10 protein-coding genes are annotated in these 15,731 nt (G+C 57.9%); 9 read left to right on the top strand and 1 reads right to left on the bottom strand.

The features are described from left to right. Nucleotides 1–1,480: putative PEP-binding protein (locus I6E39_RS10355; RefSeq protein WP_268842280.1), on the top strand; the 1,480-nt coding region annotated here is incomplete at its 5' end. Nucleotides 1,481–1,862: 382 nt separating this feature from the next. On the opposite strand, the gene I6E39_RS10350 is transcribed toward I6E39_RS10355, so the two are convergent. Beyond that, on the bottom strand, nt 1,863–3,527 hold the full coding sequence (locus I6E39_RS10350; protein ID WP_235381510.1) for a sigma-54 interaction domain-containing protein: 1,665 nt from the start codon (nt 3,525–3,527) through the stop codon (nt 1,863–1,865). Between the two features lie 410 nt (nt 3,528–3,937). On the opposite strand from I6E39_RS10350, the gene I6E39_RS10345 reads away from it, so the two are divergent. The 8 genes from I6E39_RS10345 (at nt 3,938) to I6E39_RS10310 (ending at nt 15,435) form a co-directional block, all read left to right on the top strand. Continuing rightward, on the top strand, nt 3,938–5,470 hold the full coding sequence (locus tag I6E39_RS10345; RefSeq protein WP_235381509.1) for an HAL/PAL/TAL family ammonia-lyase: 1,533 nt from the start codon (nt 3,938–3,940) through the stop codon (nt 5,468–5,470). Between the two features lie 97 nt (nt 5,471–5,567). Next, nucleotides 5,568–7,187: a BCCT family transporter gene (locus tag I6E39_RS10340; protein WP_235381508.1), complete on the top strand. Its 1,620-nt coding sequence runs from the start codon at nt 5,568–5,570 to the stop codon at nt 7,185–7,187. Nucleotides 7,188–7,989: 802 nt separating this feature from the next. After that, nucleotides 7,990–9,741, top strand: coding sequence for a gamma-glutamyltransferase (ggt, locus tag I6E39_RS10335; protein WP_235381507.1), 1,752 nt, complete (start codon nt 7,990–7,992; stop codon nt 9,739–9,741). A 507-nt stretch (nt 9,742–10,248) separates the two neighbouring features. After that, the gene (locus I6E39_RS10330) at nt 10,249–11,163 is read left to right on the top strand and encodes an AraC family transcriptional regulator (RefSeq protein ID WP_235381506.1); all 915 of its coding nucleotides are present in this window, start codon (nt 10,249–10,251) and stop codon (nt 11,161–11,163) included. 80 nt (nt 11,164–11,243) lie between these two features. Next, on the top strand, nt 11,244–12,263 hold the full coding sequence (gene galE, locus I6E39_RS10325; protein ID WP_235381505.1) for a UDP-glucose 4-epimerase GalE: 1,020 nt from the start codon (nt 11,244–11,246) through the stop codon (nt 12,261–12,263). A 39-nt stretch (nt 12,264–12,302) separates the two neighbouring features. Next, entirely contained in the window at nt 12,303–13,235 is a 933-nt protein-coding gene (locus I6E39_RS10320) for a sugar phosphate nucleotidyltransferase (protein ID WP_235381504.1), read from the top strand. After that, entirely contained in the window at nt 13,235–14,347 is a 1,113-nt protein-coding gene (locus tag I6E39_RS10315; RefSeq protein ID WP_235381503.1) for a phosphotransferase enzyme family protein, read from the top strand. The genes I6E39_RS10320 and I6E39_RS10315 overlap by 1 nt, the downstream gene beginning before the upstream one ends. Before the next feature lie 221 nt (nt 14,348–14,568). After that, nucleotides 14,569–15,435 carry a PocR ligand-binding domain-containing protein gene (locus I6E39_RS10310; RefSeq protein ID WP_235381502.1) on the top strand — a complete coding sequence of 289 codons (867 nt, stop codon included), beginning with the start codon at nt 14,569–14,571 and terminating at the stop codon, nt 15,433–15,435. Nucleotides 15,436–15,731 lie beyond the last annotated feature (296 nt).

The raw sequence follows: 15,731 nt of genomic DNA, 5'->3' as shown, positions 1-15,731 counted from the left end.
GCTGAAGAAGGCCACCCCCGTGGCTTCCGCCCTGCCCGCCTCCCCCGGCGCCGCCTGCGGCAAGATCGTCTTTACCGCCGAGGACGCCAAGGAGTGGGCCGAGCGCGGTGAGAAGGTGGTCCTGGTCCGTCTGGAGACCAGCCCCGAGGACATCGAGGGCATGGTCGCCTCCCAGGGCATCCTGACCGTCCGCGGCGGCATGACCTCTCACGCCGCCGTCGTGGCCCGCGGCATGGGCACCTGCTGTGTCTCCGGCTGCGGCGCCATCAAGATGGACGAGGAGAACAAGAAGTTCGAGCTGGCCGGCAAGACCTATGTCGAGGGCGACTGGATCTCCCTGGACGGCTCCACCGGCAACATCTACGGCGAGGCCATTCCCACCGTGGACGCCTCCATCTCCGGCGAGTTCGGCCGCATCATGGCCTGGGCCGACAAGTACCGTCAGCTGAAGGTCCGCACCAACGCCGATAACCCCCGCGACACCGCTCAGGCCGTCAAGTTCGGCGCCGAGGGCATCGGCCTGTGCCGCACCGAGCACATGTTCTTCGAGGCCGACCGTATCCCCGCTATTCGCCGCATGATCTGCTCCGACACCGTGGAGCAGCGTGAGGCCGCTCTGTCCGTCCTGGAGCCCATGCAGCAGGGCGACTTCGAGGCCATGTACGAGGCCCTGGAGGGCCGTCCCATGACCGTCCGTTTCCTGGATCCCCCCCTGCACGAGTTCGTTCCCACCGAGGAGGCCGACATCGCTCAGCTGGCCCAGGACATGGGCAAGTCCGTGGACGACATCAAGGCCATCATTGCCTCCCTGCACGAGTTCAACCCCATGATGGGTCACCGCGGCTGCCGTCTGGCCGTCACCTATCCTGAGATCGCCGCCATGCAGACCCGCGCCGTCATCAAGGCCGCGCTGAACGTCCAGGCCAAGCACCCCGACTGGAACATGGTCCCCGAGATCATGATCCCCCTGGTGGGCGAGATCAAGGAGCTGGCCTTCGTGAAGAAGACCGTGGTGGAGACCGCCGACGCCATCATCAAGGCCGCCGGCTCTGACATGAAGTATCATGTGGGCACCATGATCGAGATCCCCCGCGCCGCTCTGACCGCCGACGAAATCGCCAAGGAGGCCGAGTTCTTCTCCTTCGGCACCAACGATCTGACCCAGATGACCTTCGGCTTCAGCCGCGACGACGCCGGCAAGTTCCTGGAGGCCTACTACGCCAACAAGATCTATGAGAGCGATCCCTTCGCCCGTCTGGACCAGAACGGCGTGGGCCGTCTGGTGGAGATGGCTGCCAAGCTGGGCCGCCAGACCCGCCCCGACCTGAAGCTGGGCATCTGTGGCGAGCACGGCGGTGACCCCTCCTCCGTGGAGTTCTGCCACAATGTGGGTCTGGACTATGTGTCCTGCTCCCCCTTCCGTGTGCCCATCGCCCGTCTGGCCGCCGCACAGGCCGCTATCAAGAATCCGAGAAATTAACATTTCTTATGAATTAAGAGCAAAAAACACCTCCGATTCGAAAGAATCGGAGGTGTTTTTCCCCTGTCCCCTACAATAATGTCTACTGAATAAACCGCAAAACGGTTTATTCGTGCGGCGGTAGCCGCACAATTCCATTGTTACAATGCGTATTTCCACTGGCGCGCTACAGTGTACCTGTGGGAGGTGTAAGGTTTTTGGACAATTTAATCCAAAAACCTTGCACTTCAACAAAGTCACTTGGCATAGAAATCCTTGGAATTCAATGCTTTCGGAGTGACTTTCGAAGTTATTTAATACGCATTCCAATAAAAGAACGTCCTTGCAGAGTTCCTTCTCTGCAAGGACGTTCTTTTACATGCGCATCAGGAGATGCTGCGATTCAGAATACAATATTGTATTTGTGGATCCTGTATTGCAGACTCTGCCTCTTGATGTCAAGTAGGACGGCTGCCTTTGAGACATTACCACCGCAGGCACGCAGGGCATTTCGGATGAGCTGGTCCTCATAAGCGTCCATCAGGTCCTGAAGGCGACCCAGCGCAGCGGGGGCAGAGGGGACTGGAATGGGCGCTGAAACAGGTTCCTGTTCTTTTTTGCTCCCTTCGGCCAGCAGATGGGCGGGCAGATGTTCAGGAAGCAACGTATCCCCAGAGCACAAATTTATTGCGTAGTCGATGGCATGGTTCAGCTCTCGAACGTTTCCTGGCCAGTTATGGTGCCGCAGGAGCGCCAGCGTTTCCGGAGCGATTTTCCGAATGGGCAGGGCGTACCTGTCTGCGCTCTTGCTCAGGTGGTAATAGGACAGTTCCTCAATGTCCTCCGGCCGGTCCCTCAGCGGCGGGATCTGGATCAGTATGGTGCCTACCCGGTAAAACAGGTCCCGACGGAGCTTGTTGTTTTCCATCAGCGCATAGGGGTCCTCGTTACAAGCCGAGAGAATCCGTACGTTGACTCGGATGTCCTTGCCCCCGCCCACCCGGCGGAAGGTCCCCTCCTGGAGCGCACGAAGCAGTTTGGACTGCATGGACAGGCTCATGGAGTTCAATTCATCCAAGAACAGGGTGCCGCCGCTGGCCTCCTCAAACAGACCGGCCCGCTCGGTACTGCCGGTAAATGCTCCCTTGGTGGTGCCAAACAGAACGCTCTCGATGAGGTTTTCCGGGACGGCGGCGCAGTTAAGGGAGACGAACTTTTCATTCTGCCTGTGACTGGCATAGTGGATGCTTTGGGCAAAGATTTCTTTTCCTGTCCCCGTCTCTCCCACCAGCAGCACGTTTCCATCCCGCAGAGACACCCGCTCCGCAATCTCCACCGCCTGTTGGATGGCCGGGCTGTGCCCGATAACATCGGCAAAGGAGTACCGGGACTTCCGCCGAAACAGGTCTCCCGACATCTGGACAGACATTGCAGCCTTCAATTTCTCAAGGTGCTCCATTTTTTTCTGGATAATGCCAATGTCCTGTTCCTGGATTACCGTGCCCAGCAATTCACCCTGGTCCAGTACCGGGTAGCCGGTATTCAGGGTGAGCAGGTGCGTCCCCTCCGCGCTCACATAGTCAGCAAACCGATACTGAACAGGCTGGCAGGTGCGCAGGGTCGTGAGGACAGTGCTGTATTCCTCATCCAGATCTGGGTACAGGTCCATCAAATGCCGGCCCTCTGCCGAAAATTCCTCACTGAAACCTGACAGCGCCCGGCTTGTCCGATTCAAATAAACCATGTCTGCGTTCTTGTCATAGACCTGGATACCGTCCTTTACGGATTCCAACGCCGCCTTCAACAGTGCTTCCCGGTGGTCCTGGCGCTTGAGAAAATAGCATACCACATCTCCTGTCCGGAAACGCTCAAAGGAAAAATGCTCGTCGTTCCAAGAAAATTCCCCGTTTTCACACTCCGGCGGAATCTGAAAGGTTTGGGACGGATCGCTCCCACAGTATTGGCTCCAGACTGCGCCGTAGAACCGGCACAGTCGCTCATTCTTCCACTGAATAGACGCGATTCGCCCGTCCCCGTCCAGGATTAGCGCCAGGTCAAACAGGTCCATATGCTCCACCTCATTTTCTTATTGTCAATTGTATTGTACCAGACACACCACAAAATGCAAGATAATTTTGCAACTGCCAAATTATTTGGCACTGCAAAATTATCTTCACAGGACAGACCACGGAGCCGAGATCAACAGACTCATATCGGACGGGCCCGAAACCGGCATAGAACGCAGTGCGGCGGCTAAAACCGGTGGAAAAAGCCGGGTTTTCTTTGCTCGTCCGCCTAAGGATCCATGCTCCAGTTAAAAAAGAAAGTTTTTTCTTTCCGATTATGGCGGTTTTTTAAAGTTGGCACAGAAAATGCTTTTATAATTTTTGGAATGAATTTCTGGAAGATATGCCTGAGGTCCATAGAAGCGCGATCTTCGCGCATAGGAGAAACACAATTTGCGAGGAGGAAATTTACATGGAGAAGGTAATCAAACTGGGCGGGACCCTGTGTCTTGAGGATTTTATGGCCGTGGTCAGAGATCACGCCAAAGTGGAATTTTCCGAAGAATATGTTAATAGGGTATCTGCCTGCCGCCAGCTGGTGGAAAAATGGGTGGCGGAGAAGCGGGTGATGTACGGGACCACCACCGGCTTCGGCTCCCTGGTCTCCCAGGTCATCCCCCCCGAGGATGCGGAAACCCTTCAGCGCAACATCATCCTGACCCACTCCACCTCGGTGGGCGAACCACTGGATGAGGAGAGTGTGCGCGGCATCATGCTTGTGGCCCTTCAATCTTTGGGCCAGGGCGTCAGCGGCGTACGCATTGGTCTGCTGGAGCAGTATAAAGAGATGCTCAACCGTGACGTGTATCCCTACGTTCCCCGCCACGGCTCCGTGGGCTATCTGTGTACCGAGGCCCATATCGCCATGGTGGCCATCGGCGGCGGCAAAGCTTGGTATCAGGGCGAACTGCTGGAGGGCGGCGAGGCCCTGGCCCGTGCCGGCTTGACTCCCTGGGTCCCAAGCTACAAGGAGGGACTGTCCCTGACCAACGGTACCCTGTCTCCCACTGCCCTGTCCGCCATTGCTATCTACGACCTGATCAACTGTGCCAAGGCTGCCGACGTAGTGGCCGCCATCTCTCTGGAGGCTCTGCGCGGTCTGCCCAAGGCCTATGACAAGCGGATCATGTCCATGCGTCACCAGAGCGAACAGACCGCCACGGCGGAAAATCTGCTGCGGCTGCTCTCCGGCTCCCAGGTGGTGGAGAAGAACAAGGATAGCCATGTGCAGGACGCTCTGTCTCTACGCTGTATCCCCCAAGCCCACGGCGCGGTGAAGCAGGCTCTGTCCAATGCCCTGCGCACCGTAGAGGCTGAACTGAACGGCTGCTGCGACAACCCCATTTTCTTCCAGGTTGGTGATGACGGCGTGGCCATGTCCAATGGCAATCCGGACGCTGGCTTCCAGGGCATCCAGATGGACGCCTGTTGTATTGCGGCCACCTACCTCGCCAAGATGTCCGAGCGTCGGAACACTCGCTTCGTGGATTCCAACCTGTCCGGCTTCCCCAGCTACCTGGTGAAGAAGCCTGGGCTCAACTCCGGTTTGATGATTCCCCAGTACTCCCAGGCCGGCATCCTCAACGAGATGCGTATGCTGGCCACCCCCGCCACCATTGACAACGTGACCACCAGCGGAAATCAGGAGGACTATGTCTCCATGGGCTATAACGCCTGCCGTAAGGCCCAGGATACCGCCCGTCTGCTGGAGTACGTGCTGGCCATCGAGCTGATGTCCGGTTATCAGGCCCAGCAATTTATGGAACATGATCTGGACCGAGGCGCGGGCACCACCAAAGTCTTGGAGTTAGTAGGCAAGCGTGTGCCGGTGATGGAGGAGGATATGTACATTTACCCCCATCTGGAGACCATCCGGGACCTTATTCACAGCGGCGAGCTGGTGGCTGCGGCGGAACAGGCCGTGGGCGAGCTGAAGATGCAGTAATCCGTCAAAGCCGAAATCCATTGGTTTCCACGTCTCTGATTGCGGCAGAGGCTGGTGGGGTGTATTCCCCCTTAAAAAAAGAAGGAGAAATGCAGTTATGAAAAGTGAAAAAGTCACCATTCGCAAACCCGTATTCATTACGATGGCACTTTTGTATATTGCCATCATCGTGCTGGGCCTTGTGGCTCCTGAGTGGTTCGCCACGGGTGAATCCTTCATCGTGGAATTCACTTGCCTGAACTTCGGTGCCCTCTATGACCTGCTGACCCTCGGCCTGGTGGCCTTCTGCGTCTGGGTCATGTTTTCCAAGAAGGTGGGCGACATCCGCATCGGCGGCGAGAACGCCAAGCCCATCATGAGTAAGTGGAACTGGTTCGTCATCTCTCTGTGCGGCGGTATCGCCACCGGCATCGTGTTCTGGAGCATTGCCGAGCCTATCACTCACTTCATCGAAGGCATCCCCGGCTTCGCCGGACTGTACGCCCCCGGCACCGAGCAGGGTGCCATGCTGGCCCTGGCCACCACCTATCTCCACTGGGGTATCTCCGAGTACGCCTACTACTGCGTGGCCGGTATCGCCATCGGCGTGGCCGTCTATAACATGAAGCTGCCTTACCGGGTCAGCGCTTGCCTGTACCCCATCCTGGGCAAGAAGGCCATGGGCGTGATTGGTACCATTGTTGATATTCTGTGCGTGTTCGGTCTGGCCGGCGGCGTCTCCGCCTCCCTGTGTGAGGGCGCGCTCCAGTTGGGCGCCGGCATCGGCATCCTCACCGGCGTTACTCCGGGCCGCTTCCTCTGGATCGTGATCCTGGTGGCCGTGGTCATCACCTTCCTGATCTCCAGCTACACCGGCATCGGCAAGGGCGTGCGCTTCCTGTCCGATAAGAACGCCAAGCTGTACATTGGCCTGATGGCTTTCGTGCTGCTGTTTGGTCCCACCTCCTACATCCTGAACAACGCCACACAGGCCTTCGGCTTCCACATCGAGCATTTCTTCACCCAGTCCACCTACCTGTCCGGCTTTGATGGCGAGATGTGGCCCACCTGGTGGACCATCAACTACTGGAGCTGGATGATCGCCTACGCTCCCCTGATGGGTATCTTCCTGGCAAAAGTGGCCCGTGGTCGTACCCTGCGTGAGTTTACCATCTATAACTTCCTGCTGCCCGGCCTGTTCGGTATCGTCTGGTTCGGTATCTTCGGCTCCTCTGCCATCTTCTATGAGATCAACGGCGGCGGCATCTACCAGAGCATGATGGATCTTGGCACCGAGTCTGCGGTGTTCGCTTTCTTTGAGAACATACCCCTCTCCAAGATTTTGGATGTGGTATTCCTGTTTACTGCATTCTTGTCCATTGTCACCCTGTGTGACTCCATGACTACCACCATCTCCTCTCTGTCCATCAAGGCCAAGAACGCCGCTACTGCCGAGCCCCCCGCAAAGATCAAGATCTTCTGGGGCATCACCGTCTCCCTGGTCTGCTTCGTCAACCTGGCCACCTCCAGCACCGTGGGCGCCGTCAGCGGCATCGACGCCACCAAGCAGCTGGCCATCGCCACCGCTTTCCCCCTGCTCATCGTCATGATCCTGATGCTCATCAGCGGCGTGCTCATGCTGAAGAACTACCACAAGTACGACACCGTGGACCATCCCGAGAATTCCGTGGTGGACAAGGACCTGATCTGCGACTTTGAGGAAGACGAGGTTGTGTGATCTCCCGGTTTTTCCCGACATAATTTCCAAAGCCTCAGGGGCGACCCGCAATCGTCCCTAAATCCCATGGAAAGCTGCAATCCCTCTCTCACATAGACAGTTTTCCGTATTTGAAAAAGAATCCCCGCAAGAAGCAAGTTTCTCTTGCTTCTTGCGGGGATTCCAATTATGATCCGTCCTCAGCTGTGGGAAAACAGTTGTATACTCAGACTTCCATCGTTCTTCCCGGTCCTATCATCCGAATGGCGGCACGCCGTCAGAATTCCAGTTCTCCGATCTCCTGCTCCACCATGTCCACCAGGTCACCGTTCCGGACCAGGCTGAAAAAGAGTGAAAGGATAAAACCGTCATTGTCAGCATATGAGGGGAATATCTCCTCACATGCTGATTTCCTCGCAATATATGTGGCCGCTCAGGCTGCAATCAAGAACCCCCGCAAGTAATCCTCTGATTTCAGCCTTTGAAGCATAATTGCAAAGCCCACGATCCCATGGGATCGTGGGCTTTCTATTATCCCGCTCCCCTGTATTTAGTTTCCAGCTTCCCACAATAGTCATTGGCGCTTTGCCCGGGGTGGCCGCCCGCTCCGTATCAAACCGGTCGCAGAAAACCCTTCAAGGCGCTCACCATTTCTTGAAATTGGCCCGCAGATATTATATGATATTGGCTGAAGTAATTGAGCGGACAGATAAGCCGCAGCTTGTGGATACGGATCACGGCATTTGATCTTACAGCGATTTGCATAAGTCTCCACCCCGTTCATTCTGCCATCGCTCACTCAAAACCGAGAGGAGAGTTTGCAATGAAACAGCGTTTTTTTCGTCTTGGCGCACTGATGCTCAGCCTGTGCATCACCCTCACTGCCTGCGGCGGTCCTGCCGCAAGTCCCGCTCCCAGCCAGTCGGCCACCTCCGCCCAAAGCGGCGGCAGCTTTGACCCGGACAACATCGTTCTGGGAGGTCGCGACGCGGAAGGCAAGGCCGGCGTGGTATCCAGCGGCCGGCTCGAGGCCAGTCAGATCGGCGTGGAGATCCTGCAAAACGGGGGCAACGCCATCGACGCAGCTGTGGCCATGGGTTTCGTCCTGGGCGTGTGCGAACAGCAGTCCAGCGGCATCGGCGGCGGCGGGTTCATGGTGGTCCGCTTTGCTGACAGCGGCGAGATCGTGTTTATCGACTTCCGCGACCAGTCCGGCGCGGCCGCCAGTCTGGACATGTGGAAAATCGACGAGAACGGCCGCGTGGCCGATCAAGCCAACAAGGTGGGCGCCAACGCCGTGGCTGTCCCCGGCGAGGTCAAGGGCCTGCTCTATGCCTTGGATACTTACGGCAGCATGAGCCGCCAGGAGGTCATGCAGCCTGCCATCGACATGGCCCGGGAGGGCTTTACGGTATCCGCCATCACCGAACGGGATATCTCTGACGCCTATGGCTTCCTGGTCCAGTTTGACTCCACGGCGGAAATCTATTTCGACGAGGACAATCTGGGTATGCCCTATCAGGAGGGCGACGTCATCACAAACCCCGATCTGGCGGACACGCTGCAGCTCATCGCGGAAAAGGGAGAGTCTGAATTCTATACGGGATCTATTGCCCGGAAGATCGTGGATTCAGTGCAAAAGCACGGCGGCCACCTGACCATGGAGGACTTTGCCAACTATGAGATTTCCGTGGGCGAGCCGGTCCACGGCACCTACCGGGGCTATGACATCTATTCCTCCAACCTCCCCTCCTCCGGCGGCACCATCATTATTGAGATGCTCAACATTCTGGAAAACTTTGAAGTGGGCTCCATGGACCCCGAGGGCGCGGAGTACCTCCACCTGCTGTCCGAGACCATGAAGCTGGGCTTTGCCGACCGCACCAAGTACATGGGCGACCCCGCCTATGTGGATGTGCCCGCCGCCGGCCTGATCGACAAGGAATATGCCGCCGCTCTGGCCGCCTCCATTGATATGACCAAGTCCCAGACCTACAACGCGGGTGATCCCTGGCCCTACGAGTCTAAGGACACCACCCACTATTCCATCATTGACGCAGCAGGCAACATGGTGGCCGTGACCAAGACGGTAGACGCCACCTTTGCCTCCGGCCTGGTGGCTGAGGGCACGGGTATCCTGCTCAACGATACCCTGTACGATTTCTCCACAGACCCTGAAAGCCCCAATGTAGTGGCCGGCAACAAGCGTCCCCTGTCCTCTATGAGCCCCACCCTGGTACTGAAAGACGGCGAGCCTTTCCTCAGCCTGGGTGCCCCCGGTACCACCCGCATCATTACCGGCGTGCTCCAGGTCGTCTCCAAGGTCATTGACCACGGTATGGACATAGAAGAGGCCATCGACGCGGTGAGAATGCACGATGACTTCGGTACGCTGATTCTGGAAAACCGGGTCAGCGACGAGGTAAAAACACAGCTGGAGGCCCTGGGCCATAAACTGAACACCAACGAACGCTTCTTTACCTTCCCATGTGTCCAGGCGGTCATGCGCCTGCCCGACGGCACCCTGCGCGGCTCCGCCGATCCCCGGCGCGACGGCTACGCGCTGGGATACTGACCGCGGAATATTCCGCCCAGCCACATTCCCCCACCTCCTTTCATGGCATTTTGAGGTGCTGTATAATACAAAAATTCAAGCGTCTCTCCCTTGAAAAGCAAATATTTTCCGCTTTGCCGTCTCCAGTACACTGCTGCTCATCACGCTCTGCCTGATCTTATGCTTCGATCTCAGAGGCCAGCGGAAAGATTTGAATGCCTTTATCCGCAGCACCGCCAGCTATATCGCCTCCCTGGACTAGTTTTCCTGCTCCCCCTTCCGGATGCCCACCGCCCGTCTGGCCGCCGCTCAGGCCGTCATCAAGTTCCCCCGGTAAACCCGGACCCCATTTTCATACAGCCCCATCAAACTCCCCGGTTCCTCTGGAAGCGGGGAGTTTTTGTCCGTTGTAACCCGGAAAATCCCAGTGAACCGGCCCATATTTCTTGCATGATCTTCCAACATCCGATATAATGAAATTGTATACAGCCAAGTCCCATCCCACCAACTGGCAGAGGAGGGTTGATCATGGCATACACCCCCTTTTATCTGGAGCAGTCTCTGGAGATCCGACAGCTATACACCGTTCATTACTTTGAATACACCAGCAGCTACGCCTTTGCCGGAGAATCCCATGATTTTTGGGAGTTTCTGTATGTGGATAAGGGGACCGTCCGGGTCACCGCCGGGGACCAGAGCTTTGATCTGAGCCGGGGCCAACTGATCTTCCACGCCCCCGGAGAATTCCACGCCCTTTCCGCCAACGGCGTGGTGGCCCCCAACCTCGTAGTGGTCAGCTTCCGCTGCGACAGCCCCGCCATGGAATTTTTCCGCGGGCGCGTCACCTCCTCCGGCGGTGAGGAGCGCGCCCTTCTGGCCCGTATCGTCAACGAGAGCCAAAAGATCTTTTCCACCGCCCTGGACGACCCCGCCACCCACTCCCTCTCCCCCCGGCAGGACGCACCCTTCGGCTGTGCGCAGATGCTTTCCTCCGCCATTGAGGAGCTTCTGATCCGTCTGATCCGAAGGGGCGACTCCATCGCCGATCTGAAGCAGTCCGCCCCCCGCCAGATGGAAGAGCGCATGGCCCGCATCATCGACTATCTGGAGCAGCGCCTGGACCAGCCCCTCTCGGTGAAGCAGATCTGCCGGGACAACCTCATCGGCCGCGCCCAGCTGGAGCAGTACTTTCACGAACAGACCGGAGGCGGCGTGATCGACCATTTCAGCAAAATGAAGATCGACGCTGCCCGGCGGATGATCCGGGAAGGACAGCTCAACTACACCCAGATCGCCTCCAAATTGGGCTTCGGCTCCGTCCAATACTTCTCCCGGCGCTTTAAGGCGCTGACCGGGATGTCCCCCAGTGAGTACGACAGAAGCGTCAAGATGCTTTCCGAGACCTCCCTCACACCGCCGGACGATAGTGCAAATAATATGTAAAATCATCCATTCCCTTTCCGCCTTCCATTGTTTACAATGGCATCACAAGTAACCATGTGTTTTTAAAAAGGAGTGTTTTTATGTCCATTTTAGTCAGCGGCGGCGCCGGTTACATCGGCAGCCATACTTGCGTGGAATTGCTGAACGCCGGCTATGAGATCGTTGTGGCCGACAACCTCTCCAACTCCTGTGAGGAATCTCTGCGCCGGGTGGAAAAGATCACTGGAAAGTCCGTCCCCTTCGTCAAGATGGACCTGTGCGATCCCGCCGCTACCGAGGCTCTGTTCGCCCAGTATCCCGACATCGACTCCGTCATTCACTTCGCCGGCCTGAAGGCCGTGGGCGAGAGCGTCCGGAAGCCGCTGGAGTACTACACCAATAATCTGGTCAGCACCCTGGTCCTTCTCAACGTCATGCGGGCCCACGGCGTGAAGAATTTCGTTTTCTCCTCCTCCGCCACCGTATACGGCGACCCGGCCAGCGTGCCCATCCGCGAGGACTTCCCCACCGGCGGCACCACCAACCCCTATGGCACCACCAAGCTGTTCCTGGAGCGGGTGCTCATCGACTACTGCGCCGCCGATCCCACGCTGAACGTGGCTCTGCTGCGCTACTTCAATCCCATCGGCGCCCATGAGAGCGGCCTGATCGGCGAGGACCCCAACGGCATCCCCAACAACCTGGTTCCCTACATCGCCCAGGTAGCCGTGGGAAAGCTGGAGAAGCTGCATGTCTACGGAGACGACTACCCCACTCCCGACGGCACCGGCGTGCGCGACTACATCCATGTGGTGGACCTGGCCCAGGGCCATGTGGCCGCGCTGAAGAAGCTTGAGACCAACTGTGGCCTGTTCATCTGCAATCTGGGCACCGGCAAGGGCTACAGCGTGCTGGACGTCCTCCACGCCTACGAAAAGGCTTGCGGCAAGACGCTGCCCTATGTCATTGATCCCCGCCGCCCCGGCGATATCGCTGAGTGCTACGCCGAGCCCAAGAAGGCCTTTGAAGAGATGGGCTGGAAGGCAAAGCTGGGGATCGAGGAGATGTGCGCCTCCAGCTGGAAGTGGCAGTCCAACAACCCCAACGGTTATCACAACTGAGTTTCCCTCGGCCTCATATTATTTTAAGGAGTGACCATTATGAAGAAACCTGTTCTGGTCGTTATGGCCGCCGGCATGGGCAGCCGCTACGGCGGTCTGAAGCAGATTGACCCCGTGGGTAATCACGGTCAGCTGATTATCGACTATTCTATCTATGACGCCCGCCGCGCCGGTTTCGAAACCGTTGTCTTTGTCATCAAGCACGAGATCGAGGACACCTTCAAGGCCGCCATCGGCGACCGCCTGTCCAAGGTCATCGACGTGAAGTACGCCTATCAGGAGCTGACCGACCTGCCCGAGGGATACAGCGTCCCCGCCGGCCGTGCCAAGCCCTGGGGCACCGCCCACGCCATCCTGGCCGCCCGCAAGCTGGTGGACGGCCCCTTCGCCGTGGTCAACGCCGACGACTACTATGGCCCCGACGCCTTCAAGACCATCTACGACTATCTGAGCCAGCACCCCGACCGGCCCGGCTGCTATGAGTTTGCCATGGTGGGCTACCTGCTGGGCAACACCGTCACCGAGAACGGCCATGTGGCCCGGGGCATCTGCGTGGAGGATGAGGAGCACTTCCTTCAGACCGTCACCGAGCGCACCCACATTGAGAAGGACGGCGACAACGCCCGCTTTACCGAGGACGACGGTGCCACCTGGAGCGCTCTGCCCGGCGATTTCATCGTCTCCATGAATCTTTGGGGCCTGACGGACAGCTTCTTCACCGAGGCCTGGAACCGCTTCCCCGCTTTCCTGGACAAGACTCTGGCCGAGAACCCTCTGAAGGGCGAATATTTCCTCCCCAGCGTCATCAGCCAGCTGATCGAAGAGGGCAAGGCCCGTGCCAAGGTGCTGCGCAGCACCGACAAGTGGTACGGCGTCACCTATCAGGCGGACAAGCCCGTAGTGGTGGCCGCCATCGCCGAGAAAACCGCTGCCGGCATCTATCCCGACAATCTGTGGGAGGAGACCAAGTAATGTCTACTGCCGAAACCGTTTTGAACGAGGTTCTGGAGGCCTTTGACTTCGGGGCCCCTGTGGTCGGCGCCATGCGCTTTGGCTGCGGCCACATCAACGACACCTTCTGCGTCCACACCCAGCCTGCCGACTATCCCTGCCGCACCTTCATTCTCCAGCGCATGAGCGCCGCCGCCTTCAAGCACCCTGACCAGCTGATGAGCAACATTATCGGCGTCACCGAGTATCTGGGCGAGCAGATCAAACAGGCCGGCGGCGACCGCTCCCGGGAGGCCATGGAGGTCATCCGGCCCCGCAACGGCGAGCCCTATTACACCGACAGCCAGGGCGGCGCTTGGCGCGTCTACCCCTTCATCACCGATATCTACTGCTATCAGACCGCTGACACCCCGGAGCTCTTTGCCGCCTCCGGCCGTGCCTTCGGCCGGTTCCAGAAGATGCTCAACGGCTATCCCGCCGAGACCCTCTACGAGACCATCCCCCACTTCCACGACACCGAGGACCGCCTGGCCAAGCTGAAGACCGCCGTTGAGGCCGACTCCATGGGCCGCGTGAAGGACTGCGGTCCCGAGATCCAGTTCGTCATGGACCGCGAGGCCGACTGCTCCGTGGCGCTCCAGGCCCTGCGGGACGGCCGCCTGCCCCTGCGGGTGACCCACAACGACACCAAGCTGAATAACGTCCTCATCGACACCAAGACCGGCGAGGGCGTCTGCGTCATCGACCTGGACACCGTCATGCCCGGCCTGTCCATCAATGATTTCGGCGATTCCATCCGCTTCGGCGCCAACCACTGCGCCGAGGACGAGAAGGACCTGTCCAAGATGTACCTCGACCTGGAGCTGTTCGAGGTTTATACCAAGGCTTTCCTGGAGGGCGCCGAGGGCTCCCTCACCGACGCCGAACTGGAATACCTGCCCTGGGGCGCCAAGCTGATGACGCTGGAATGCGGCATCCGCTTCCTCACCGATTATCTGGAGGGCGACACCTATTTCCACATCCATCGTGAGGGCCAGAATCTGGACCGCTGCCGGACCCAGTTCAAGCTGGTGGCCGACATGGAGGCCCACTGGGACGAGATGCAGGCCGTGGTGAACAAGTTCCGCGGGTGATTTTCTCCCTTCCATACCGAAAAACCGTGAGCGATTCAAAAAACCGCTCACGGCTTTTTATTTTCGACGCAGGGATCTCGGTTGCCCAGCCTCTTTCTTGAAATCTATCTGCTTTAGAAATATAATGGATTGGAAGAAGTTCCCCATTGATGTTTCCCAGCGGATAGTTTCGCCCCTGCTCCGGTACGAAGCACAAACCAGGTTTCTTTTTGAGGTATGCCATGAACGTTTTATTCGACCATGAACGTCTGCTCCAGCTGATTACCAGTCTCTACACGTTGACCGGGATCCAAGCCAATATCTTCGATCTGAACGGCAAGGACATCTGCCTGACCTCACACCACGCTCCCTTCTGTGAACAGATCAACGCCTGTCCCGAGGGACATACCCGGTGCGAACGATGCGACGCCCAGGCAGTGGCGCGGTGTGCCGGTACCAACAGGTTCCACTTCTACCGCTGCCATGCGGGCATCTGCGAGGCAATTTTACCCATTCATATAGACGGCGTACCCATGGCCTATCTGGTATTCGGCCAGTTTTTAGATGACGCGCCCATGGAGGATCAGTGGACAAACACATCCAAGACTCTAGGCTGGTATCCGGGCGGAGCCGGCGCCCTGCGCGCCTCCTTTGAGAAGTTTCGGCAGTATTCCGACAAGGAGATCGCCGCCTATGCCGAAATTCTGGAGGCGCTTGCCGCCTACATCCAGCTGAAGGGCATGATCCTGACCACAGAGCGCACCAATCTGCAAAAACTGGAGTTTTATTTGGACCAGCACTACATGGAAAAGCTCTCCCTGGCCACCATCTCCGAACAGCTGCACATCGGACGGACCAAGCTGTGCGCCCTGGCAAAAGAATTGTCCGGCGGCCGCACCCTCTCCTATCTGATCGCAGAGCGGCGCATCCGGGCCGCCAAGGTCCTCCTGCTTCAGAGCAACGCCCCTATCTCAGCAGTGGCGGAACAGGTCGGCGTCAGCGACTACAACTATTTTTCAAAACTCTTTCGTTCGGTCACTGGCTCCACCCCCAGCGCCTTCCGCAAGGCGGGCCGCTCCGCCGCGGGCCCGGAAGAAGCTCCGCTTTGAGTGGCATATTTTTCATATTGTGTACGATTTTTCTATAATCTGTACTTTTTTCGCTATATATACACACAATAAACAAGTATAATAAGGAATAGAATAATGTTGTTTGTTTATTTCGCCAATTTTCATCCGGTGTGATAAGCCCTCGGGCATTCACAATAAATCTAAAAAGAGGAGATCGACCATGAAAAAGTTTCTTGCTATGTTGCTCGCGCTTTCCATGACCCTGGCTCTTGCCGCCTGCGGCAGCAAAGATCCCGCTCCCCAGCAGCCCTCTGGCAGCAGTTCCGCCTCCACCC

The sequence above is a fragment of the Pseudoflavonifractor phocaeensis genome (genome assembly GCF_021531375.1).
In the GTDB taxonomy this organism is placed as follows: Bacteria; Bacillota; Clostridia; order Oscillospirales; family Oscillospiraceae; genus Lawsonibacter; species Lawsonibacter phocaeensis_B.
Note: the sequence above shows the minus strand (reverse complement) of the source record. Positions and strands in the feature narration are given on the sequence as shown.

Excerpts from the sequence above, each read along its gene's own strand:
- I6E39_RS10350 (WP_235381510.1), bottom strand. The coding sequence starts at position 3,527 with ATGGACCTGTTTGACCTGGCGCTAATCCTGGACGGGGACGGGCGAATC.
- I6E39_RS10345 (WP_235381509.1), top strand. The coding sequence starts at position 3,938 with ATGGAGAAGGTAATCAAACTGGGCGGGACCCTGTGTCTTGAGGATTTT.
- I6E39_RS10340 (WP_235381508.1), top strand. The coding sequence starts at position 5,568 with ATGAAAAGTGAAAAAGTCACCATTCGCAAACCCGTATTCATTACGATG.
- ggt (WP_235381507.1), top strand. The coding sequence starts at position 7,990 with ATGAAACAGCGTTTTTTTCGTCTTGGCGCACTGATGCTCAGCCTGTGC.
- I6E39_RS10330 (WP_235381506.1), top strand. The coding sequence starts at position 10,249 with ATGGCATACACCCCCTTTTATCTGGAGCAGTCTCTGGAGATCCGACAG.
- galE (WP_235381505.1), top strand. The coding sequence starts at position 11,244 with ATGTCCATTTTAGTCAGCGGCGGCGCCGGTTACATCGGCAGCCATACT.
- I6E39_RS10320 (WP_235381504.1), top strand. The coding sequence starts at position 12,303 with ATGAAGAAACCTGTTCTGGTCGTTATGGCCGCCGGCATGGGCAGCCGC.
- I6E39_RS10315 (WP_235381503.1), top strand. The coding sequence starts at position 13,235 with ATGTCTACTGCCGAAACCGTTTTGAACGAGGTTCTGGAGGCCTTTGAC.
- I6E39_RS10310 (WP_235381502.1), top strand. The coding sequence starts at position 14,569 with ATGAACGTTTTATTCGACCATGAACGTCTGCTCCAGCTGATTACCAGT.